Raw genomic sequence first — 23360 nt, 5'->3', positions numbered from 1 at the left:
AACGCAGGTCCGGGAGACTCAACCCGCGGCTCTCGCCGGGGCCGCCAGGCTTGTGACCTCGACACGTGATTCGATCGCGTCAGCCAGGCGCAGCAGGTTGTCGCTGAGCTGTGCGTAGTCTTCGCTGAACAACACGATGTGGCCGATAAACGAAGTGTTGTCCTTCACCAGTGCGGTGACCGAATCACTGAGGCGTTTGGTGTAAACGGCTTCTACCAGCTCGATGTTCAGGTCCCGGGCCAGGGACTCGATGTCCGGCACGTAGCGCAGCAGTCCGCCGGCCGGTGCCCGGACTAGACGGATGCCGCAATAGCCCCGAGCGACGGGATCGCGCGGGTCGGTCTTGCCTTCCACCGCCCACCTGACCCAGCGCTCCCACGGATCGAAATCGACGAACGCCAGGCGGGCCAGGTCCCAGATGTGCATGCCGCCGGGGCGCATGTTGGTTTCCACCGCCGACGTCAGGCCGTCGCTGCGCAGGAACACCTCGTTGTGGTACGCGCCGTTAGCCTGCGAGACCAACCCGGACATGTGTCGACCGGCAGCCGCCAGTCGGGCTTGCACGTCTGCCGCCAGCGGTGCTGGCACCACTTGCTGGATTTCTGCGCGATAGGCGCCTTCCGTGGTGGTTTTCTCCGTGACCCACGTGCTGCCCGCAACGTAATCCCAGCTGTATTCCCGGGCGTTCTGAATCAGTTCTTCAAGGACGATGCCACCCTCGCGATACGGCTTGAGTGCCTGCCACGCCTCGTCGCATTCGGACGGATGATGGATGACCCGGCAGCCCCTGCTTGCGCCTTCGCAGGCAGGTTTGATGAAGGCTTTGCCGCCCAGTTCGACGACCCGCTGACGCAGCTCGGCAAGGGTTTCGATGCGCACGGAAAACACCGGACGATAATCTTCCGGCGAACGCTCGGCCGCCGCTTCCAGCTTGCGAAAGATTTGTTTGTCCAACCCCGCACGCGCCTCGGCCGGGGTGATGCCGGGCAAGCCGTAATGACTCGCCAGCGCCGCGCCGAGCAGCACGCCACGGTCGGAAAACGGCAGCACGCCGATCAGTTTCCAGTGATCGGCACTCAAGCAACCCGCCACCAGTTCCAGGGATTCGGTGACGTCTTCCGGCGCCAGCGACGTGCTGCAGACGTGATCGGCCACCTGGTCGTCATCGGGCTGAATCTTCTCGACCAGCAGGATCAACCGGGCGTTGTAGAGCGTTTTGCAGAGTTCGCGCAGTTTCTGGATGTCGTGAACCCGATTGCCGTTGTACCCGACCACCACTACGCATGACGTCGTATTCATGAAGCCTCCGACCTGTGGAGTAAAAAACGCAAACGCGGTGACTCAGTCGTGCAGCGACGCGTTGGATCTACGGTTGAGCCAGTACCAGGCGAGGATGCCTCCCGCGCCGATGGCAGCCAGTACCAGGGCGCTATAGGGCGGCGGCATGACCCGCATGATCAGCACCGTCAGGCCGGCACCGACGCCCAGGGACACTTCCTTGACGAACATGTTGTTTTGTTTGACGGAGAAGTAATCGAGGTAGCTGAACGCACACTCGGCGATGGACAGCAGCGCGACCCAGATCAACGCGCCCACGAGGGTTTCGACGTGGAATGCGCCCGGCGACGAGAGCACCGCGAAGCCGCCGATGATGATCCCGATGACAGCGACCACTTTGAAGCGCCCGGTGCGCTCGATCAGTTTCATCACCGGCACCTGGGCGAAGACCACCACGGCGCTGTTGAGGATCAGCATCAGCCCATACCAGGCCGGCAGTTCGCCGGTTTCGAGCAGGATTGCCTGGGGCAGGATCGAGAACACGCCGAACAGCTTGATGCCCATGATGATGCCGGCGATCACCCATGGCAGTTTGTTGCGCCAGCCGCTGCCGTCATGAGTGACCGGGCTGGCAACCACCGGTTGGGAGGTGAAGGTCGCGCCCATGGCGATGGGCAGGCACAGCAGGACGAAGCCCGCTGCGCCGAGGAAAAACAGGGTCGGGGTCAGCAGCGGCGAGAGCAGGATCAACCCCGCCACCAGACTGCCCATGTTCATGGCGACGCGGTTGTAGGCCGCGCCCTCCTTGGTCTGGGCGGCTTCGCTCTTGATCAGGTAACCGGCAATCGCGATACCGTAGGCGAACAGCGCGGCGGCGAACATCACCATGCCCTGGTTGCTGGTGACCGCCAGCAACACCAACCCGAGGGCGGCGCACAACAACGTGACGCTCAGGGAGCGACGGCCCAGCACCAATAACGTCAGCGGCAGCAGCAACAGCAACGCCCGATAACCGAGGGCGAGGATGCTGTTGGTGGCGGTGTCGAGCCAGACGTTGGCCTTGCCCAGCACGGCAAACAGCGACACGGCGGTGATGATCCGGATCGTGAACAGGCGAATATTGATCACCGGTTTAGCGACGGCGACCGTTGTTTGAACACTCATGCAACACCTCTGGAACCAGCGATTGTTCAGGCGTTCAGCGCGAACAATCAGGAAAGTCTGTAAGGTGATGGTAGAGAGAGTCGCTTGATTTCATCAGAGCAAGTTCGTATAGAATCAAACGAACTTTACTGCCGGAGAGACCAGTAAAATGCAGGTTCAGCGTGCAGTGATCGCCGCCATCGAGTTCCAGCCGGGTGTGCCGCTGGTCCAGCAGATTGTCGATCAATTGTCGGTAGCGATCAGCCAGGGCGGGCTGCCTCACGGCTCGCGGCTGCCGCCGATTCGCGAACTTTCCGAGTTGATGAACGTGGGCAAGTCCACCGTGGTGGATGCGCTGGACCGCTTGCGCGCCAAGGGTCTGGTGGTTTCACGCCAGGGGTCGGGGCATTACGTGCACCGCTCCAGCGCCACGCTCAAGACCGATGCCGGCCCGGACCTGCAACCTCAAGACACCCTCAGCGTGGTCCGCCGCGCGGTGCTGCAGGACAACGGCTCGCTGCGCCCCGGTGCCGGTTTTCTGCCTTCATCGTGGCTACCGGCGGACGAACTGCTCAAAGCCGTGCGCGGCACCCTGCGCGCAACGTCCCTGCGCATGGGCGAATACGGCGTAGCCGCCGGTTACCTGCCGCTGCGCGAAGCGTTGCGGGTCAAACTGGCGACCCTGGGCATCGAAGTGCCGGTGGACCAGATCATCACCACCGCCAACACCGTGCAGGCCATCGACATGCTGATGCGCCTGCTGGTCAAACCCGGCGACACGGTGCTGCTCGACGATCCGTGTTACTTCACCATGCACACCAACCTGGCCCTGCATGGCGCCCGGGTCATCACCATCCCCCGTGGCGCGGACGGCATGGACCTGGACGCCTTCGAGCAATTGCTGATTGTCCATCGGCCCGTGCTCTACATGACCAATAACACCCTGCACAATCCGACCGGACACTCATTCTCCCCGGCGCAGGTCTATCGCTTGCTGGAGTTGAGCCACCGTTACGGTTTTCACATCCTCGAAGACGATTTGTATTGCGACATGCAGCAACGAACGACCCCGCGCCTGGCAGCGGGCGGGCTGGACAATGTCAGTTACGTCTCCGGTTTCTCCAAGACCCTGACGGCGAACAGTCGGGTCAGCTATGCGGTGCTTTCGCCGCAACTGGCGGCACGGATGGTCACCCTGAAAATGGCATGCGGTGGCATGACGTCGGAACTGGCGGAGCAGATTATCTGCACGATGCTCAGCGACGGCAGCTACGCCAAACACACCCGGCGCACGGTGGATCGGCTTTACGAGGCGAGCAGTCGGGTAAGCAGTTGGCTGATGGAAGCCGGTTGCTCGGTGTCATCGCTGCCCCATGAAGGGTTGTTTATCTGGACGCGATTGCCCGAAGGGCATCATGCCGAAACGCTGGCGAGGAAAGGCCTGGACATCGACCTGGTGCTGGCGCCCGGCACCTTGCTCAGCAAAGCAGCGGATGCCAGCCACTTCCTGCGTTTCAACGTGGCGCACAGCGACAACGTTCAGGTGCGGGAGCGGTTTTTTCGGTTGCTCGACACACCAAGTGAATAACTGACCACCACCGTCCTGTAGGAGCGAGCGGTTATGTGTTGTGGCCGAGCTCGTGTCCGGCATAATTTTCTTGCGGCATGACATCCCCAGCGACCGCTCTCATGGATCAACTCCTAGTCGCACGCTGCTCGGCCTCATAATGCCGAGTCTGGAAAGGCATGAGCGTTTGAGCCTTCAACCCAAGCCCTTCACTCAACCCCCACGAGACGGCTAGCTCATCCCGACGAAGGCGAAGTGGTAGAACAGCCATCGGCATAACCGCCTGCCTGGATGTCGAATGCGTAAAAAGCTCGAGGGCACTGAGGGCTTCCGACACGCGGCATTCGGAAACGCAGGCAAAGCGAGTGAATCGCTCAAGCAAGTAGCCTGCTCGACGAACTTCCACATCATCCGTGTGGCAACTCAAAAAGGCCGTGACTTCACTTTTCAGATTCGAGTTTGAGTACCAGACCTCTTTCGCGGCACTCACCAGCGCAGTGTCATCGGCTTGATTTAATGGGCTCTTGACCAGTGTGTCCAAGGCCGATGAGAGGACGTGGCCATCAAACGAACTCTTCATCCGTATTCTCCAGGTAGTCTTCCAGAATTTGAGTTAAAACGGAGGTTGGAGGCTCTTTATTCCCAACATATACATCAATTGCCTGCAATGCCAGCCGATGGAAATCGGCACTCAGTATGAAGCCGCTCCGCAGAAGCGCCCTGATATCGCTGACGTCCTGCTCGGTCGCTCTGCCCAGTTTTGATATCGCAATATCGACCGGTGCCGCTATGTGCACGTACAGAGGCGATTCAATTGGAAACTCCGTGAGCGGAAGGCTCCGCTCCCAATAATCCTCGTGAATTGGGCCGAAACTGGTGTTGTACTGGAGGTCATAGTTCAGCTCCATTAACCGACCTGACTGCTCATCCACAAACTGCTCGGGTATCTGCGCAAGCATGGTTTGAAGGTGAAGAGCTTCAGGGACATTTGCCTCGTAAATCTCGGCATCGACGTCTGTCGAAAAACGATGATTTGTATACAGATGAACTGCACAACCACCAAACACGATAATTTTGACTGCCCCCGACTCTGCTCCCTCAAGTACCAGTTCCGCTTCGAGGGATTTGAACATCGAAATCAGAGCTTGGCCCAATGCCTTACTCGTATTGACGCTCGGGGTAATTGCGTCCTGCACTGCCATTGTCGATCCTCTAGTACTCTCGGAGCGTGGCGCGGCGCGCGAATACCTCTGCCGCTAATTGCGCACGTCCCGAAGTTAGAGAGGCGACTTCCGACCGACAACCTGAAAGCTGTGTGGGAAGTTTCTGCAGTTTTACCGATCAATCGTTGTCGTCTGTCAGACCGCCATCGCGAGCAAGCTTGCTCCTACAGGGGTCTGTGTCGTGCTCAAGATGTGGAGCAACGCCGATCCATTGCAGGAGCAAGCTTGCTCGCGATGCAGGCAACTCGGTCCACCAGAATACGGGCAATAAAAAACCCCGCTCCTTCTCTCAAAGGGCGGGGTTTTTCTTTACAGCATCCAACGCTTAAGGCGCGTACGTCAGCAACAGCTCGGTCGGCACTTTGAAGTCCAGGGACATCATCACGCTCAACGCGGTAATGGTGAAGATCGAGAACACGAACAGCTTGCGTGCCCAGACCGTGTCATCCACTGCCTTGTAGCCGGTCCAGGCCATGTACAACCAGTACATGCCCATGGCCGCGGCGACGGCGAGGTAGCTCATGCCGGCGTAACCGCTGAAGGTCAGCATCAAGGTCGCCACGAGGAAGGCCAGGATGTAGATCAGGATGTGCTTCTTGGCCACTTGAATCCCGCGCTTCACTGGCAGCACCGGAATCGATGCGGCCAGGTAATCGTTGAAGCGGAAGATCGCGATGGCATAGGAATGCGGCATCTGCCACAGGCTGAACATCACCAGCAGCGTCAGTGCAGCCATGTCGAAGGTGTTGCTCACCGCGACATAGCCGATCACCGGCGGCATCGCGCCCGACAGACTGCCCACCAGCGTGCCGTGAACCGACTTGCGCTTGAGGTACAGGCTGTAGAAGCCGACGTAGATGACGAAACCGATCACGGCGAACAGCGCAGCCAACGGATTGGCCACCTTGTACAGCAACGCAACGCCGGCAACACCCAGGACGGTCGCGAAGGCCAGGGCCAGTTTCAGGGAGACAAAGCCCTGAACCAGCGCCCGGTTCTTGGTGCGTTCCATCTTGATGTCGATGTCGCGGTCGATGCAGTTGTTGAACACGCAACCGGATGCCACCACCAGGGAAGTGCCGATCATGGCGGCCAGGAAGATGGCCAGATCGACATGCCCTTTCGAGGCCAGGAAAAATCCGCCTGCCACTGAAAGCACGTTACCGAAAATGATCCCCGGTTTGGTGATTTGGATAAAGTGCTTCAAGGACATCCGGATTTACCTCAGTGCGCCATCATGTTGGTGTGGATGCTGAACATGATCCACAGCGACAGGCCAACCAGCAGGACGATCACGATCGCGGCGAACACAAACGCAATCACGTTGTTACGCTGCGCGGCCGAACGGTCCAGGTGGAGGAAGTACACCAGGTGCACCAGCACCTGGATCACTGCGAAGGCCAGTACGATCCACAGGGTCAAGGCTTTCGGCAGCGATGGGTACATCACCAGACCGAAAGGAATGACTGTCAGGATGACCGAGAGGATGAAACCGATAGCGTAGGACTTGACGCTGCCGTGGCCGGCGTCGTGGCTATCGTGGGAATGAGCGTTAGCCATTTACATAGTCCCCATCAGATAAACAACGGTGAATACGCAGATCCACACCACGTCCAGGAAGTGCCAGAACAGGCTCAGGCAGCTCAGACGGGTCTTGTTGGTCGCCGTCAGGCCGTTTTTCTGCACCTGGTACATCATGATCGCCATCCAGATCAGACCGCTGGTCACGTGCAGACCGTGGGTGCCGACCAGGGTGAAGAACCCGGACAGGAAGCCGCTGCGGCTAGGACCGAAGCCCTCGGAGATCAACACGTGGAACTCGTTGATTTCCATGCCGATGAAGCCGGCGCCGAACAGGAAGGTCATGGCCAGCCAGCCCAGGACCTGGTTCTTCTTGCCCTTGAACAACGCCAGCATGGCGAAGCCGTAGGTGATCGAACTGAACAGCAGCAGAGCGGTTTCGCCCAGTACGTAAGGCAGTTCGAAGATGTCGTGGCCCGACGGGCCACCCGCTACGTTGTTAACCAGTACCGCGTACGCCGCGAAGATCGATGCAAACAGGATGCAGTCGGTCATCAGGTAGAGCCAGAAACCGAATACGGTCATCTCGCCCGAGTCGTGGTGATGGTCATCGTGCCCATGTCCATCGACATGGGTGTGTCCAGCATTGGTCACTAAGTTCGACATGGTTTAAGCCTGTTCCAACGAGGTTTCAACACGGGTGGCGGTGGCTGGAACTTTCCCGGCCGCTACCAGACGCTTGTGCTGCTCGGCTTCGATGCGCTCGATCACGTCGACCGGCACCATATAGCCTTGATCATCACGTGCAGCGTGGATCACGAAGTACACCACGGTGCCGATCAGGCCGAATGCAGCCAACCACCAGATGTGCCAGATCATCGCGAAACCGAACACGGTCAACAGAGCACCCATGACCACACCGGTCGCGGTGTTGTTTGGCATGTGGATCGGCTCGTACTTGGCCGGAGCCTTGTACGCAGTACCGTTTTCCTTGGCTTCGGTGAACGGATCGATGGTTTCTGCTTTTGGCAGGACCGCGAAGTTGTAGAACGGTGGTGGCGACGAGGTCGACCATTCCAGGGTGTGTGCATTCCACGGGTCGCCGTGTTCGCACATGTTTTCTGGCTTGTTGCGATCACGCACGCTGACGTACAGCTGAATCAGCTGGCAAGCGATGCCGACGGCGATCATCACCGCACCGAACATGGCGACGTACAGGTACGGCACCCACTCAGGGTTGGTGGTGGCGTTCAGACGACGGGTCATGCCCATGAAGCCCAGTACATAGAGCGGCATGAACGCGACGAAGAAGCCGGTGATCCAGAACCAGAACGCTGCCTTGCCCCAACCTTCGTGCAGCTTGAAGCCGAACGCTTTAGGGAAGTAGAAGCCGAAGCCTGCGATGTAACCGAATACCGCGCCGCCGATGATCACGTTGTGGAAGTGCGCGATCACGAACAGGCTGTTGTGCAGAACGAAGTCGGCACCCGGAATGGCCAGCAGTACGCCGGTCATGCCGCCGATGGCGAAGGTCACCATGAAGCCCAGGGTCCACAGAACCTGGCTGGTGAAACGCAGACGGCCCTGGTAGATGGTGAACAGCCAGTTGAATAGCTTCACCCCCGTCGGGATCGAAATCAGCATCGTCGCCAGACCGAAGAAGGCGTTGACGCTGGCACCCGAACCCATGGTGAAGAAGTGGTGCAGCCAGACCATGAAGCCCAGGATCGAGATCGCGCCCGAGGCGTAGATCATCGAGTGGTGGCCGAACAGACGCTTGCCGGAGAAGGTCGAGATGACTTCGGAGAAGATCCCGAACGCCGGCAGAATCAGGATGTAAACCTCGGGGTGACCCCAGGCCCAGAACAGGTTGACGTACATCATCGGATTGCCACCAAGTTCATTGGTGAAAATGTGGAAATCCATGTAACGGTCAAGCGTCAGCAGTGCCAGGGTAGCGGTCAGGATCGGGAACGAAGCCACGATCAGGACGTTGGCCCAGGTGCAGGTCCAGGTGAAGATCGGCATGTCCATCAGCTTCATGCCAGGGGTACGCATTTTCAGCACGGTCGCCAGGAAGTTAACCCCGGTCAGCGTCGTACCCAGACCCGATAGCTGTAGCGCCCAGATGTAGTAATCCATCCCCACGCCAGGGCTGTATTGCAGGCCCGACAGCGGTGGATAGGCAACCCAGCCGGTCTTGGCGAATTCGCCGACGCCCAGGGACAGGTTGATCAGCACTACGCCGGATACCAGCAACCAGAAGCTCAGGGAGTTCAGGAACGGGTAGGCAACGTCACGCGCGCCGATCTGCAGCGGCACTGCAAGGTTCATCAGGCCGGTGAAGAATGGCATCGCCATGAAGATGATCATGATCACACCGTGAGCGGTGAAGATCTGGTCATAGTGTTCAGGTGGCAGGTAGCCAGGCGAACCCTCGGTGGCCATGGCCAGCTGGGTACGCATCATGATGGCGTCGGCAAAGCCGCGCAGCAGCATGACCATGGCGACGATGATGTACATCACGCCGATTTTCTTGTGGTCGACCGACGTCAGCCACTCGGTCCACAAGTAAGTCCACTTCTTGAAGTAGGTGATTGCAGCGAACAGCGCCAGACCACCGAGCGCGATCATGGCGATGGTCACCATCACGATCGGCTCGTGGAACGGGACCGCTTCCCAACTTAATTTACCAAACATCGTTTACTCCTCTGCCCCGGCAGCTGAATGCGAACTCATGTCCATCCCTTCCATGGCGGCCACTTCGTGCTCTTTCTTCTCGTGGTGCATCGGCTTGCCTGGTTTCATGCCTTCGTACTTGTCGACGATGATCTGGAACAGGTTCGGCGTGACCGAGGAGTAGAGCTCGACTGGGTTGTTCTGGCTTGGCTTGGAAAGGGCTTCGTATTCAGCTTTTTCAAGCTGTTTAGGTGCCTTTTTGACTTCGCTGACCCAGGCGTCGAAATCTTCCTGGGAAGTGGCGATAGCTTTGAACTTCATGCCGGTGAAACCCGCGCCGCTGTAGTTGGCGGAGATACCGTCCATTTCAGCGTTCTGGTTGGCGATCAGGTGCAGTTTGGTCTGCATGCCGGCCATCGCGTAGATCTGGCCGCCCAGCGCCGGGATGAAGAACGAGTTCATCACGGAGTCCGAAGTCACCTTGAAGTTGATCGGCGTGTGCGCCGGGAACACGATCTTGTTGACGGTGGCGATGCCTTGCTCCGGATAGATGAACATCCACTTCCAGTCCAGCGCGACCACTTCAATGGTGATTGGCTTGACGTCGGAGACCAGCGGCTTGTAAGGGTCCAGTGCGTGGGTCGACTTGTAAGTGACATAACCCAGGGCAATGATGATCAGCACTGGAACAGCCCACACCGCGATTTCGATCTTGGTGGAGTGCGACCATTTCGGCGTGTACACGGCGTCGGTGTTGGACGCGCGGTATTTCCAGGCGAACAGGAAGGTCATGACGATGACCGGAACCACGACCAACAGCATCAGCAGCGTTGCGGTGATGATCAGGTTTCGCTCGTCCAGGCCAACCTGGCCCTTGGGATCGAGCAAGGTCATGTTGCAGCCTGACAGCAACAACGTGCCGATCAGCGGCAATAAGCCTAGTAGTCTGGGGTACCTGTTTTTACTCATCTCACGACCTCTAAAGCAGCTTGCGCAATGCAGTTGGGTTTTGATCGCCAACACTTCACCCTGCCAAGGGTTGGCATTTTCTTGGATTGAATAAGGGCCGCCCGTCGCGCGTCAGACGCTGCTCGACAATTCCTGGGCAAGCGGTGAGTTCTTATTCGAATTCGTGGTCAAAGGCCTTGTTACAGACCAATTCCATTTGGTGCGGATAGTTGGAAGGCACCGACACCAGAGGAGTCGCATGAAGCCATCCGGCCCCTCGACGTCCTATTGCTGCTCAAGCACCTGAAGCAGGGTGAGCAGTGCCGGGAATTCAGTGCGGGCGATTGTAGATATGTAACGATTCATAAACCATGTCTCATCCCGAAATAATTTTTATCCATTCCAGCAACAATCATTAACGGTTTTCGCAAAAGTGCGGCATCTTATCGAAATTCATTCTCAACAAAAACACCAAAATAAGTAGGGCTACCACGCGCAGTTCAGACAGTATCGAAAGCTCTGCCTCTGCCCTCTACCCTGCCTAAGCCCCCATGTGACAAGGGCTCTGGCAATTTGCCAAGGCCTGTTAAAACTGCCTGTTCCAGGTTGAGAGCGCTAAAGCCTGTTGCGAAATCAGAAGACCATTTTCATTGCGTCTACGCATACCAATCCGACACGCTGAAACGCCTTGCGACACTCGCGCTGTGACAACATGTCGCACATGCGCCGCACCCGTTCTTGTCGCGCATCAAGGTCTTTTTACCCGAGCCCTGAATGGCAAAACGCCCCGGCTCTCTCAACGAGGGCCGGGGCGTTTTCATGTGTTGCACAGCGATACCGCGAATGACCTCAGCGCAGTGCCTTGCGGTTGCGCGAAGTGAGCAATGGCACCAGCACCACCACCAGGACAAAGGCGATCAACGCCCACTGTGCCAGTGACAGACCGAGGATCGGCGGGTACGGCGTGGAGCAGAAACCATCGACCTGGAACCCCAGCGGGAAGATCTTCGCCAGCGGCAGACCATCGACAATCGGTTGCAACACATCGATGCCGCAGCTGACCGCCGGATAGAACTGGGTATAGACGTGATGCCCGGCTACGCCGACGCCTGCCAGGGCGCAGATCACCACCAGGGTTTCAAACACCGTGATGCTGCGGCGGGTGCGCATTGCCGCGCCGATGAACGCGAAGATCGCGATCAGCAACAAGGCATAACGTTGCAGGATGCACAGCGGGCACGGCGCCTCGCCCAGCACGATCTGCATGTACAGCGCGCCGCCAATCAGCGCCAGACAGATGATGCCCAGCAACACCAGGTAGCGCCGCTCACGGCCCAACCGCATCGTTTCCTCGCTCATTGCGTTTCCCTTCTAGATATCGATTGACCGGAAGTCTACACGCTGGCCCGGACCTTGGAGAGCCCGGGGCGTGTGGAATAGATGTCGGGGAATAAACGATAAGGTGGTTAAGAAGGGATTAAATTCGATCAGTTTCCAGAGATTTGCATGATCCCACGACCGCATCGCCAGCAGGCTGGCTCCCACAGTTGAATGCATTCCAAAGTGGGAGCCAGCCTGCTGGCGATGCGGCTGCTCAGTCGCCGTAGATATCAGACTTGAAGTACTTCTCGGAAATCTTCTGGTACTCGCCGCTGGCGCGAATACCGTCGATGGCCGTGTTCAGTTGGCTGACCAATTCGGTGTTGCCCTTGCGCACGGCAATCCCGGCGCCCTCGCCCACGTATTTCGGATCCTTGAGCTCTGGCCCGACGAAGGCGTAACCCTTGCCGCGCGGCATCGACAGGAAGTCATTCAGCGGGATGGTGTCGGCGAAAATGGCGTCGAGGCGACCGGCTGCCAGATCCATGTAGATCTCTTCGTTGTTGCCGTAACGCTTGACAGTGATGCCCTTGGGTTCAAACACCTCGGTGGCATAACGGTCCGTGGTGGTCGCACGTTGCACGCCGACGGTCTTGCCTTTGAGGCTGGCGTACTGATCATCCACCACCGCGCCTTCCTTCATTACCAGGCGCGATGAGGTGAAGTAGTACTTGTGGGTGAAGTCCACCGACTTCTTGCGGTCTTCGTTGATGGTCATGGACGACAGCGCCATGTCGATTTTCTTCACTTTCAGGGAAGGAATCAGACCGTCGAACTCACCTTCGACCCAGACGCACTTGACCTGCATCTGCGCGCAGAGGGCATTGCCGATGTCGTAGTCGAAACCGACGATTTCACCTTTGTCGGTTTTCGACGCGAACGGTGGGTAAGCCGCCTCGATGCCGATGCGCAGGGTTTTCTCGGCGGCAAACAGAGTGCTGCACGCCAACAGGCTCAGGGCCAGACCGGTGATGAGGGGGAATTTCTTCATGTTCGTTCTCTCGCGGGTTGTTGTTGGTTTGGCAAGACAGAAGAAAGAGCAGAAACGGGGGCACGCCTTTTTTGTACTTATAATTCCATACTGGACTTTTATGTATGAGCCGTCAATTGGGGGGAACGCGGATGTGCCGTCCGGTGGTCGGGCGGTGAGTCAGGAAGGTACTGGGTGATGCAGATGGCCTCTTCGCGGGCAAGCCTCGCTCCTACAGGGATTGGTAATGTCTGAACGACACGATCCTGTAGGAGCGAGCGGTGCGACGATTCGACTTGCCCGCGAAGGCGTACTTGAATGCGCCGCAGGGGTTACTGCTTCCAGCGATCCGCCGCTGCATGATCACTGTCACGCCCTTCCACCCAACGCGCGCCTTCACGGGTGTTCTCTTTCTTCCAGAACGGTGCGCGGGTTTTCAGGTAGTCCATGACAAAAGCGCAGGCATCGAACGCGGCCTGGCGGTGGGCGCTGGCGGCGCCGACGAAGACGATCGGCTCACCCGGCTCCAGGGCGCCGATGCGGTGCAGCACTTCCAGCTTGAGCAACGGCCAGCGTTGTTCGGCCTCGATGGCAATCTTGCCGAGGGCCTTTTCGGTCATGCCCGGATAGTGCTCCAGGAACATCCCGGCCACGTCGAGCCCGTCATTGAAGTCGCGCACGTAACCGACAAAACTCACCACCGCACCGACGCCGACATTGGCGGCGTGCATGGCGTTGACTTCCACCCCCGGATCAAACGCCGTGGACTGCACGCGAATCGCCATGGTTCAGCCCCCGGTCACGGTCGGAAAGAACGCCACTTCATCGCCATCACTTACCGGCTCGTCGAGTTGGCAGAGGTCTTCGTTGCGGGCGCACATCAGGTTCTGCTCGCTCAACACATCGGCGCCGTCACGCTTGGCCAGCAGTGCGCGAACGTCATCGACGGTGGCGAAATCACCTTCAACTTTCACTGAGTCGACGCCCAGTGCTTCTCTATAACGAGCGAAAAACTTCACGGTGAGGTTCATGACTGATCCGCCTGGTAATGACCGCTCTTGCCCCCGAGTTTCTCCAGCAACCGCACGCTCTCGATGGTCATGCCACGATCTACGGCCTTGCACATGTCATAAATCGTCAGCGCCGCGACACTGGCTGCGGTCAGCGCTTCCATTTCGACACCGGTCTGCCCGGACAACTTGCAGCTCGCGACGATGCGCACGGTGTCGTCGCCTTCGGCACTCAGTTCGACCTTGACGCCGGTGAGCAGCAACGGATGGCACAGAGGAATCAGATCGCTGGTTTTCTTCGCCGCCTGAATGCCGGCGATGCGCGCCACGGCGAACACATCACCCTTGGGGTGACCGCCGCTGACGATCATTTGCAGGGTTTCGGGCAGCATGCGCACCCGCGCTTGAGCGGTGGCTTCACGGAACGTTACGTCTTTTTCAGTGACGTCGACCATGTTGGCGCGACCTTGGGAATCGAGATGAGTCAGCACAGGGTTACTCCTGATCAAGAGCCTCGATTGTAAACCCGTGGGTCAATCTTCCGCACGTTTGATTATGGAATCACGACAATCCCTTGTAGGAGCGAGCGGTGCGACGATTCGACTTGCCCGCGAAAAACGATAACGCGGTGTGCCTGACAGACTTCGTCGTACCCTTCGCGGGCAAGTCGAATCGTCGCACCGCTCGCTCCTACAGGGGGTTTTGTGTGGGGCATAAAAAACCGGGCGACCCACGAGGGCCGCCCGGTTTGGGTGAAGGGTTACAGATGCGATTCGGCGTATTCGGCCAGAATCGAACGAGGCACCCCTTGCAGGGTGATGTGCACGCCGTTGGGGAAATCCTTGAAACGTTCAGTCAGGTAGGTCAGCCCGGAGCTGGTCGCGGACAGGTAAGGGGTGTCGATCTGCGCCAGGTTACCCAGGCACACCACTTTGGAACCGGCGCCGGCACGGGTGATGATGGTTTTCATCTGGTGCGGCGTGAGGTTCTGGCATTCGTCGATCAAAATCAGGCTCTGCTGGAAGCTGCGACCCCGGATGTAGTTGAGGGATTTGAACTGCAACGGCACTTTGCTGAGGATGTAATCGACGCTGCCATGGGTGTTTTCGTCATCCATGTGCAAGGCTTCGAGGTTGTCGGTGATGGCGCCCAGCCACGGCTCCATTTTTTCCGCTTCGGTGCCGGGCAGGAAACCGATCTCCTGGTCCAGGCCCTGAACGCTGCGCGTCGCGATGATCCGGCGATAGCGCTTGCTGACCATGGTCTGCTCGATTGCCGCCGCCAGTGCCAGGATGGTTTTGCCGGAACCGGCCGCACCCGACAGGTTGACCAGGTGAATATCCGGATCAAGCAAGGCGTACAGCGCCAGGCTCTGATAGATGTCACGCGGTTTCAGGCCCCAGGCTTCCTGGTGCAACAGGGGTTCCTGATGCAGGTCGAGAATCAGCAGCTTGTCTTCGTCGATCTCCTTGATCCAGCCGACAAAGCCCTGCTCGTCAATGATGAACTCGTTGATGTGAACGGCCGGCAGGTTGTCGGTCAGCTTCACCTGGTGCCAGGTGCGGCCATGGTCCTGACGGGTTTCGACATTACTCACGCGATCCCAGAAGGAGCCGTCCATGTTGTGATAACCGTTGGGCAACAGCGAAACGTCGTCAACCAGTTGGTCAGTGCTGTAGTCCTCGGCCGCGATCCCGCAGGCACGGGCCTTGAGGCGCATGTTGATGTCTTTGGTGACCAACACCACGGGCAGCTTTGGCGCGCGCGCGTGCAGGTCGATCAACTGATTGATGATGATGTTGTCGTTCAGGTGCTCGGGAAGAATGATGTTCGGTTCGGCACGTTTGCTCATCAAAATTGACAGCAAACCCTTGGGCCCACTTTTGCCACGCTGGATCGGCACCCCCAGCTCAACGTCTTCAGGGCTGGCTTCGCCCAGGGTCTTGTCGATCAGGCGAATCGCCTGACGGCATTCCGCAGCCACGCTGTGATGCCCGCTCTTGAGCTTGTCCAGCTCCTCAAGCACGGTCATCGGAATCGCGACGTGGTGTTCTTCGAAGTTCAGCAGGGCGTTTGGATCGTGAATCAATACGTTGGTATCGAGTACATAAAGGATTGGCTGGTTGGAGGAAGAACTACGTCCGTGATCATCCATACTCGGTCACCTTTGTGGGAGCCATTCGACGCAATACCTTGGCGGTGCTGCGCCTCGAAGTGACTGCCGAATTCACCTGCGGGGACTCAAGTGAACTGCATCCATAGCTGGGTCTTGGGAGACGCCACCTGTGTTGCAGGTTTCGGCGGTCTGTCTTCGTAATACTCCAAAACATGTGACAGAAAAAAGCACTTTGACGCTTTTTTGAAGTTTATTTTTCAGAGTGACGAATAGCCCTTGGCCTGCAGGCAATGTGCCGTTAAAGTCGGAAGTCCGCCTGCACTGAATTTCCCTCCAAAATCGCCTTAGCCCCAATATTTACGGGCTTTCCCGCTTTCAGCGAAACGCATCCTGACAATCTTCCCAACCGATCCCGCTGAGCGCCGTTTGCGTCACAAGCCAGGGCATCGCCGTTTTCACGCCATCCTGTTTAATGTTGAAATTGATCACCCCATGCCGCCACAACAGCATCAGGGTCAACACGCGCTGCGCGCTCTGACTGGCCTTGAGTTTGCCGGCGCCGTCCTGGGCATCGATGTCCCACAGCGCCACTTGCAGGCCCTGGGATCTGAAGAAGCCTTGCGCGTCTGAACGGCGCTGACCATCGGGCGGACGAAACAACGGCACGTAGTTCTCCGGCAATTTGCTTTTGACCAGTTCGGCGCTGCGCCGCACCGAGTCCTGCCAATCCTGCCAATGGCTGTGGGAGCGGAACTCCCAGCCTTGCACGCCGATGCACTGCGCCGAGTAAGTGGCCTGCAGGTTGGCGACGGAACGATCGCTCAGACGCGCCTGAATGTCCTTGCCAAGGACGAAAAACGTGCCCGTCATGTTGGCCTTGCGCAGGTACTCGGTGACCCACGCCGTGTTGTCCGGCGCAGCATTGGCGGCGCTGTCGAAGGTCAAGAGGAACAGCCGGTCATGCATCTGCTCGCCGTTGCGCTCGTAGTCGCCAAAACGATCGATTTCGCTGCTGGTTTGCGGAAACAGCGCAGCCTTGCGCAATTGCTCGTCGAGGTACTGTGCATGGAACAGTCGGCTCGGCTCGGACCATTTGATGTAGTAGCTGTCGGCGCTGACCTGAAACTTGGCGGCTTGCTCACGCAAGGTGGCCATGTCCTCCACCAGATAACACCAGGAAGCGTCCTGATCGCAGCTCTGTTGAGCGAAGTTGTAGTTGGTCAGCAACTGTTGCCACATGCGCTGCCGCAGGCGGTTGACCGAGTCCAGGTTGATGGTACGCAGGCCCAGGCGCTGGGCCAGGCTCGCGTCATCCAGCGATTCGCTGGCCAGCAGCACGCGCGCGAACATCAGTATCTCTGCCCGCGAGGCGACATCGAACAGCGTCGGGTTGCTGAGCTGTTCAGGCCAGGTGCTGCGATCGAGCGTCGCCACATCGCCCGGCGCCGCCAGGGCACCGAAACTCAACAGCCACGCCGAAAAAAGAAAAACGATACGCAATGGGATGTCTCCATAACAAAACCCGCGCGGCACTATAGCTGATCCGGCCCCTATTCCCGCAGCGCCGCCAAACACCTGTAGGAGCGAGGCTTGCCCGCGAAGGCGGTGTGTCAGTCGGCATCATCGGTAACTGATACACCGCTTTCGCGGGCAAGCCTCGCTCCTACAGGGGATCGTGGCCACCGATCATCACCTATGGACTTGATAGCTGGAGTCAACACGGACAACCCCCTAGAATCGCCCCACGATTAAAGGAGACGACTTCATGCTGATGGTGATTTCCCCCGCCAAGACCCTCGATTACGAAACACCGCCGGCCACCCAGCGTTTCACCCAGCCGCAATACCTCGACCATTCCCAGGAGCTGATCCTGCAATTGCGCGACCTGACGCCGGCGCAGATCAGCGAGCTGATGCATGTCTCCGACAAGATCGGCGGGCTCAACGCCGCGCGTTTCGGCAGCTGGACGCCGGCGTTCACGCCTGAAAACGCCAAACAGGCCCTGCTGGCGTTCAAGGGTGACGTTTATACCGGTCTCAACGCACAAACCTTCAGCGAAGCCGATTTCGATTACGCCCAGCAGCATCTGCGCATGCTGTCCGGCCTGTATGGCCTGTTGCGTCCACTGGACCTGATGCAACCGTACCGTCTGGAAATGGGCACCAAATTGCCCAATGCCCGTGGCAAGGACCTGTATGCCTTCTGGGGCACGCGCATCAGCGAATGGTTGAACGAAGCCCTGGCCGATCAGGGCGATGACGTGCTGCTGAACCTGGCGTCCAACGAGTATTTCTCGGCGGTCAAACGCAGCGCCCTGAATGCCCGCATCATCAATACCGAGTTCAAGGACCTGAAAAACGGTCAGTACAAGATCATCAGCTTCTACGCGAAAAAGGCCCGGGGCATGATGAGCCGATTCGTCATCGAAGAACGCATCAACGACCCCGCCGCACTCAAGCAGTTTGACGTTCAGGGCTATCGGTACAGTGCCGAGCAGTCTAAACCGGACAACCTGGTGTTCCTGCGCGATCACGCCCCCGAGTAAATGCACCCGGTCGGTGCACGACCGCAAAAGCGTCGTGCACCGCCTTCAAATCTCCAAACAATCCCCCGCCTTTTCCGTCAGTTATTTGGCGCCATTTTTCAAGCAATCAAAATCCTAACTTTAGTTTCACTCGACTTTCGTGATTTTTTTCAGTAGTGGCACTAAAAAAAATTATCAGTAGTGGCATAAAACTATCTAATCCAACGACGACCCTATGTATCAAGGGTGAAACAGCCGTTGCTATCAATATGAAAGCAGTGCCATCTTTTTCAATATTTCAAGAAATTTCAGAATTCGCGATGGGTGGACTGGAACTATGTCCAAATGCGTAGCTCATACCACCGGTAACCATTATCTCTGAACATGTACGAGATAACTTACGCAGAGAAGAGATTCACGTAGCGAAGTTGTCACAATAACTTCGGCTACATAATCCCTGATTTGGGCAACATCTGAAGGAAAGGAGATAACGCATCACTACTATCCCCTACACGGCCAAGGCAGCGCCCCTATAAACGTGCTCACCTGAGCACCAAACCGCTTGATTTACGGGCTTTCGGCCTGGCATTGAGCGCGCAAGACCTTTGCACGAAGGACCTCGACCAGAGGACTCGGCTGCATAACAGGGCAAGTCATAATAATAAGGCCTGGTTACGCACACCTTGAGTGCACTTATTTAGACACTCGGAACTTAGTATGCCTGTACACGGCATTGTGGCGCCTGACTGCCGCACTTCCGAGCGCACTACAACTGCTGAACACACTTAATTCCGGCCATGTAATGGCTTGTTGAACACAGTCTTGTTAACGAGAGGTAAATGCGATGCGCATCAGCATATTTGGTTTGGGTTACGTCGGTGCAGTATGTGCCGGTTGCCTGTCTGCACGGGGCCATGACGTCGTTGGCGTCGATGTCGCCAAAGACAAGATCGATATGATCAACGCCGGTAAATCACCGATTGTTGAACCAGGTTTGGGCGAACTGCTGGCCAAGGGTATCGAGACCGGTCGACTGCGCGGTACGACCAACTTCGCGGAAGCGATTCGCGACACCGACCTGTCGATGATCTGCGTCGGCACGCCGAGCAAGAAGAACGGCGACCTGGAACTGAACTACATCGAAGCCGTGTGCCGCGAGATCGGTTTTGTCCTGCGCGACAAGACCACCCGCCACACCATCGTAGTTCGCAGCACCGTTTTGCCGGGCACTGTCGCAAACGTTGTCATCCCGATTCTCGAAGACTGCTCCGGCAAGAAAGCCGGTGTTGATTTCGGTGTGGCGGTGAACCCTGAGTTCCTGCGCGAAAGCACCGCGATCGCCGACTACGACCTGCCACCGATGACCGTCATCGGCGAATTCGACAAGGCGTCCGGCGACGTTCTGCAATCGCTGTACGAAGAACTCGACGCGCCGATCATCCGCAAGGACATCGCCGTTGCCGAGATGATCAAGTACACCTGCAACGTGTGGCACGCCACCAAGGTGACCTTCGCCAACGAGATCGGCAACATCGCCAAGGCGTGCGGCGTCGATGGTCGTGAAGTGATGGAAGTGGTCTGCCAGGACAAGACACTGAACCTGTCCCAGTACTACATGCGCCCTGGTTTCGCCTTCGGCGGTTCGTGCCTGCCCAAAGACGTGCGCGCCCTGACCTACCGCGCCGGCGCCCTGGACGTGGAATCGCCGCTGCTGAACTCGCTGATGCGCAGCAACGAATCCCAGGTGCAGAACGCCTTCGACATCGTTTCCAGCCACGACAAACGCAAAGTCGCCCTGCTGGGCCTGAGCTTCAAGGCCGGCACCGACGACCTTCGCGAAAGCCCGCTGGTTGATCTGGCAGAAATGCTGATCGGCAAAGGCTACGACCTGAGCATCTACGACGCCAACGTCGAATACGCCCGCGTTCACGGTGCGAACAAGGACTACATCGAGTCGAAGATTCCTCACGTCTCGTCCTTGCTCAACTCCGACTTCGACGAAGTGATCAACAACTCCGACGTGATCATCCTCGGCAACCGTGACGAGAAATTCCGCGCCCTGGCGCAGAACGCTCCGCACGGCAAGCAAGTGATCGACCTGGTCGGCTTCATGTCGAAAGCCACCAGCGTGAGTGGCCGCACCGAAGGCATCTGCTGGTAACACGCCGCGCTCTGTAGGAGCCAGGCTTGCCGGCGAACCAGGCGCCCCGGTGTGTCAGGCAGGCAGCCTTCGCGGGCAAGCCTCGCTCCTACAGTTTTTACGCCTGCCTTAACCCATTCGGGCCTCGCCCGAGATCGAGACGGATGCAGATTATGCACAGGCTAAAGCACGGCCTACTTCAGGCCGCCGGTTGGCTGTTTTACTTAAGTATTTTGATGGGCATCGCCATGGCGTTGCCTGTGTCCACGTTCGACTCCGAGTCGAAGGACTTCATTTTCCTGATCGGTATCGTCGGTATCTGGCGCTACTCGATGGGTGCCACGCACTTTCTGCGCGGCATGCTGTTTCTGTACGTGGTCTACCCGCACCTGCGGCGCAAAGTGCGCAAGCTGGGTAAAGCGGCAGACCCGTCCCATGTGTTTTTGATGGTCACCAGTTTCCGTATCGACGCGCTGACCACCGCCCAGGTCTACGCCTCGGTGATCCGTGAAGCGATCGACTGCGGCCTGCCGACCACCATGGTCTGCTCCATCGTGGAAATGTCCGATGAGAAGCTGGTGAAAAGCCTGTGGACCAAGATGAATCCACCGGAGCGCGTCAAGCTCGACTTCGTGCGCATTCCCGGCACCGGCAAGCGTGATGGCCTGGCCTACGGTTTCCGCGCCATCTCCCGTCACCTGCCGGACGACCGCGCCGTGGTGGCCGTGATCGATGGCGACACCGTGCTCGCCGAAGGCGTCGTGCTCAAGACCGTGCCGTGGTTCCAGCTGTTCGGCAATGTCGGCGGCCTGACCACCAACGAATTCTGCGAAGTGCGCGGCGGCTACATCATGAGCGAGTGGCACAAACTGCGTTTCGCCCAGCGCCACATCAACATGTGCTCGATGGCCTTGTCCAAGCGCGTGCTGACCATGACCGGCCGCATGTCGGTGTTCCGCGCCACCGTGGTCACCAACCCGGACTTCATCGCCGATGTGGAAAGCGACTCGCTGCAACACTGGCGCCTGGGCCGCTTCAAGTTCCTCACCGGTGACGACAAGTCGAGCTGGTTCAGCCTGATGCGCCTGGGCTACGACACGTTCTACGTGCCGGACGCCGCGATCCACACCGTGGAACACCCGCCGGAAAAAAGCTTCATCAAGGCCAGCCGCAAGCTGATGTTCCGCTGGTACGGCAACAACCTGCGCCAGAACGCCCGCGCCCTGGGCCTGGGGGTTAAACGCCTCGGCCTGTTCACCTCGGTGGTGCTGTTCGATCAGCGCGTGTCGATGTGGACCTCGCTGCTGGGCTTGACGGTCGCGCTGATCGCCAGCTTCAAGTACGGCACCGCGTTCATCCTCGTGTACCTGCTGTGGATCGGCATTACCCGCCTGATCCTGACCGTGCTGCTGTCGTTGTCCGGTCACCGGATCGGCCCGGCCTACCCGGCGATTCTCTATTACAACCAGATCGTCGGTGCGCTGGTGAAGATCTACGTGTTCTTCCGCCTCGACCAACAGTCCTGGACTCGCCAGCCCACTTCCCTGACCCGTGATCTCGCCAGCTTTCAACGTTGGTTCAACACCTGGTCGTCTCGGACCATGACCTTCTCCGCCGGCAGCATCTTTGTTGCCGTGCTGCTGATGATGGTCTGACCGCCCCCTTATTGAATTAACCAGGAAATCGCCCCTATGAATACCGCCGTCAACGCCAACGTAGTGCATGAATCCGAAGCCCAGCGCCAACACGCCCGAGTGAAAATCCCGGCCAAGCTGCGCTTCTTCGGTCCGGACCGGACCCCGATGGAAGCTCGAGTGATCGACCTCTCCGCCGGCGGCCTGGCCTTCAACGCCGGTCAACTGCCGCTGAAAATCGGCGACGTGTACAAGGCTCGCCTGCAATTCGTCATCGATAACCTCGGCCTGGCCATGGACGTAGAGATGCAAGTGCGCTCCTTCGACCGCCAGACCGGCCGTGCCGGTTGCCAGTTCCAGAACCTGGAACCCCAAGACATCTCGACCCTGCGCCACCTGATCACCTCGCACCTGGCCGGCGACATTGTCAGCATGGGTGAAGTGCTGGCCACCCTGCAGCGAGACAACTTCACCAAGGCGCGCAAGATGAAGGACGGCGGCCACGGCATGAGCGCGTTCGGTCGTCTGCGTGCAGTGACCTTCAGCCTGGGGATTTTCCTCGTCGGTCTGACGGCGTTCGGTTTCATTTTCAAATCGGTGTACGGCATGTATTTCGTCAGCCACGCGCAGGCCGGCCTGGTCAGCGTGCCCGGCATGAACATCACCATGCCGCGTGACGGCACCGTGCAAAGCCTGATCAAGGCCGACGGCGTTGCCGCCAAAGGCGCGCCACTGGCGACGTTCAGCACCAGCATGCTCGACGTGCTCAAGGGCCATCTTGACGACAATCAACTGCAACCGGCCAAGGTTGAAGAACTGTTCGGCAAGCAAATGACCGGCACCCTGACCTCGCCATGCGATTGCACCGTGGCCCAGCAACTGGTCGCCGACGGTCAGTACGCCAGCAAGGGCGACGTGATCTTCCAACTGGTGCCGCGTAACAGCGAAGCCAACGTTGAAGCGCGCTTCTCCTATCGCCAGTTCGGCGACGTGCGTCCAGGCACCAACGTCAACTTCCAGATTGCCGGCGAAGACAAGACCCGCACCGGCAAGATCGTCAGCAGCACCAGCCTGAAAAGCGCCGACCTGTCGTCCGACATCCGCGTGCTGATCCAGCCGGACGAGCCGCTGGACAGCAAGTTCGCCGGTCGCCCGGTTGAAGTGAACAGTGACCGTGGCCCGAACCTGAACTGGCTGATCGATAAAGCCATGGCTTCCGGTCTTTAA

The 23360-nt window shown here is 58.4% G+C and carries 21 protein-coding genes; 5 read left to right on the top strand and 16 right to left on the bottom strand.

Annotation, left to right across the window (positions count from 1 at the left end):
* Nucleotides 1-18: 18 nt before the first annotated feature.
* Both K5R88_RS26095 and K5R88_RS26090 read right to left on the bottom strand, forming a co-directional pair.
* Nucleotides 19-1299, bottom strand: coding sequence for a biotin carboxylase (locus K5R88_RS26095; RefSeq protein ID WP_223450797.1), 1281 nt, complete (start codon nt 1297-1299; stop codon nt 19-21).
* 42 nt (nt 1300-1341) lie between these two features.
* Complete coding sequence (locus K5R88_RS26090; RefSeq protein WP_008043746.1) at nt 1342-2442, bottom strand: hypothetical protein; 1101 nt, start codon at nt 2440-2442, stop codon at nt 1342-1344.
* 148 nt (nt 2443-2590) lie between these two features.
* On the opposite strand from K5R88_RS26090, the gene K5R88_RS26085 reads away from it, so the two are divergent.
* Complete coding sequence (locus tag K5R88_RS26085) at nt 2591-4009, top strand: aminotransferase-like domain-containing protein (RefSeq protein ID WP_226298634.1); 1419 nt, start codon at nt 2591-2593, stop codon at nt 4007-4009.
* Nucleotides 4010-4115: 106 nt separating this feature from the next.
* Here K5R88_RS26085 and K5R88_RS26080 read toward each other — a convergent pair whose 3' ends face one another.
* The 14 genes from K5R88_RS26080 to K5R88_RS26015 all read right to left on the bottom strand — a co-directional run bounded on the left by K5R88_RS26080 (nt 4116) and on the right by K5R88_RS26015 (nt 17335).
* Nucleotides 4116-4568 carry a hypothetical protein gene (locus tag K5R88_RS26080; RefSeq protein WP_226298633.1) on the bottom strand — a complete coding sequence of 151 codons (453 nt, stop codon included), beginning with the start codon at nt 4566-4568 and terminating at the stop codon, nt 4116-4118.
* Nucleotides 4552-5190, bottom strand: coding sequence for a DUF6036 family nucleotidyltransferase (locus tag K5R88_RS26075; protein ID WP_226298632.1), 639 nt, complete (start codon nt 5188-5190; stop codon nt 4552-4554). The genes K5R88_RS26080 and K5R88_RS26075 overlap by 17 nt, the downstream gene beginning before the upstream one ends.
* 346 nt (nt 5191-5536) lie before the next feature.
* Nucleotides 5537-6424 carry a heme o synthase gene (cyoE, locus tag K5R88_RS26070; protein WP_008025400.1) on the bottom strand — a complete coding sequence of 296 codons (888 nt, stop codon included), beginning with the start codon at nt 6422-6424 and terminating at the stop codon, nt 5537-5539.
* A gap of 11 nt (nt 6425-6435) precedes the next feature.
* Nucleotides 6436-6771, bottom strand: a complete 336-nt coding sequence (cyoD, locus tag K5R88_RS26065) for a cytochrome o ubiquinol oxidase subunit IV (RefSeq protein WP_008025399.1) — start codon at nt 6769-6771, stop codon at nt 6436-6438.
* Nucleotides 6772-7398, bottom strand: coding sequence for a cytochrome o ubiquinol oxidase subunit III (locus K5R88_RS26060; protein ID WP_008044529.1), 627 nt, complete (start codon nt 7396-7398; stop codon nt 6772-6774).
* Between the two features lie 3 nt (nt 7399-7401).
* Nucleotides 7402-9432 (bottom strand): cytochrome o ubiquinol oxidase subunit I, encoded by a 2031-nt coding sequence (cyoB, locus tag K5R88_RS26055; RefSeq protein ID WP_008025397.1) that lies wholly within the window; start codon nt 9430-9432, stop codon nt 7402-7404.
* Between the two features lie 3 nt (nt 9433-9435).
* The gene (gene cyoA, locus K5R88_RS26050; RefSeq protein WP_008025394.1) at nt 9436-10380 is read right to left on the bottom strand and encodes a ubiquinol oxidase subunit II; all 945 of its coding nucleotides are present in this window, start codon (nt 10378-10380) and stop codon (nt 9436-9438) included.
* An 828-nt stretch (nt 10381-11208) separates the two neighbouring features.
* The gene (locus tag K5R88_RS26045; RefSeq protein ID WP_032828589.1) at nt 11209-11718 is read right to left on the bottom strand and encodes a disulfide bond formation protein B; all 510 of its coding nucleotides are present in this window, start codon (nt 11716-11718) and stop codon (nt 11209-11211) included.
* 235 nt (nt 11719-11953) lie between these two features.
* Nucleotides 11954-12730 carry an ABC transporter substrate-binding protein gene (locus K5R88_RS26040; RefSeq protein ID WP_008044528.1) on the bottom strand — a complete coding sequence of 259 codons (777 nt, stop codon included), beginning with the start codon at nt 12728-12730 and terminating at the stop codon, nt 11954-11956.
* A gap of 311 nt (nt 12731-13041) precedes the next feature.
* Nucleotides 13042-13494 (bottom strand): molybdopterin synthase catalytic subunit MoaE, encoded by a 453-nt coding sequence (gene moaE / locus K5R88_RS26035; RefSeq protein ID WP_226298631.1) that lies wholly within the window; start codon nt 13492-13494, stop codon nt 13042-13044.
* Between the two features lie 3 nt (nt 13495-13497).
* On the bottom strand, nt 13498-13740 hold the full coding sequence (gene moaD, locus K5R88_RS26030) for a molybdopterin converting factor subunit 1 (RefSeq protein ID WP_008025385.1): 243 nt from the start codon (nt 13738-13740) through the stop codon (nt 13498-13500).
* A complete protein-coding gene (gene moaC, locus K5R88_RS26025; RefSeq protein ID WP_008044525.1) occupies nt 13737-14210 on the bottom strand; it encodes a cyclic pyranopterin monophosphate synthase MoaC in 474 nt (157 codons plus the stop codon). Before moaC ends, moaD begins: the two co-directional genes overlap by 4 nt.
* 269 nt (nt 14211-14479) lie before the next feature.
* Nucleotides 14480-15874 carry a PhoH family protein gene (locus K5R88_RS26020; protein ID WP_008025381.1) on the bottom strand — a complete coding sequence of 465 codons (1395 nt, stop codon included), beginning with the start codon at nt 15872-15874 and terminating at the stop codon, nt 14480-14482.
* Nucleotides 15875-16210: 336 nt separating this feature from the next.
* A complete protein-coding gene (locus tag K5R88_RS26015) occupies nt 16211-17335 on the bottom strand; it encodes a polysaccharide deacetylase family protein (protein WP_226298630.1) in 1125 nt (374 codons plus the stop codon).
* A 265-nt stretch (nt 17336-17600) separates the two neighbouring features.
* Here K5R88_RS26015 and yaaA point away from each other — a divergent pair, with 265 nt between their 5' ends.
* The 4 genes from yaaA (at nt 17601) to K5R88_RS25995 (ending at nt 23360) form a co-directional block, all read left to right on the top strand.
* Nucleotides 17601-18380 (top strand): peroxide stress protein YaaA, encoded by a 780-nt coding sequence (yaaA, locus tag K5R88_RS26010; protein WP_008025377.1) that lies wholly within the window; start codon nt 17601-17603, stop codon nt 18378-18380.
* Nucleotides 18381-19203: 823 nt separating this feature from the next.
* Nucleotides 19204-20520, top strand: a complete 1317-nt coding sequence (locus tag K5R88_RS26005) for a nucleotide sugar dehydrogenase (RefSeq protein ID WP_008044520.1) — start codon at nt 19204-19206, stop codon at nt 20518-20520.
* 152 nt (nt 20521-20672) lie between these two features.
* Entirely contained in the window at nt 20673-22154 is a 1482-nt protein-coding gene (gene alg8, locus K5R88_RS26000) for a mannuronan synthase (protein ID WP_412548042.1), read from the top strand.
* 36 nt (nt 22155-22190) lie between these two features.
* Nucleotides 22191-23360, top strand: a complete 1170-nt coding sequence (locus tag K5R88_RS25995) for an alginate biosynthesis protein Alg44 (RefSeq protein WP_226298629.1) — start codon at nt 22191-22193, stop codon at nt 23358-23360.

Origin of the sequence: Pseudomonas sp. MM213, assembly GCF_020423045.1 — a bacterium.
Taxonomy (GTDB): domain Bacteria; phylum Pseudomonadota; class Gammaproteobacteria; order Pseudomonadales; family Pseudomonadaceae; genus Aquipseudomonas; species Aquipseudomonas migulae.
The sequence above is the reverse complement of the archived record's forward strand: the minus strand, read 5'-3'. Positions and strand labels throughout refer to the sequence as shown.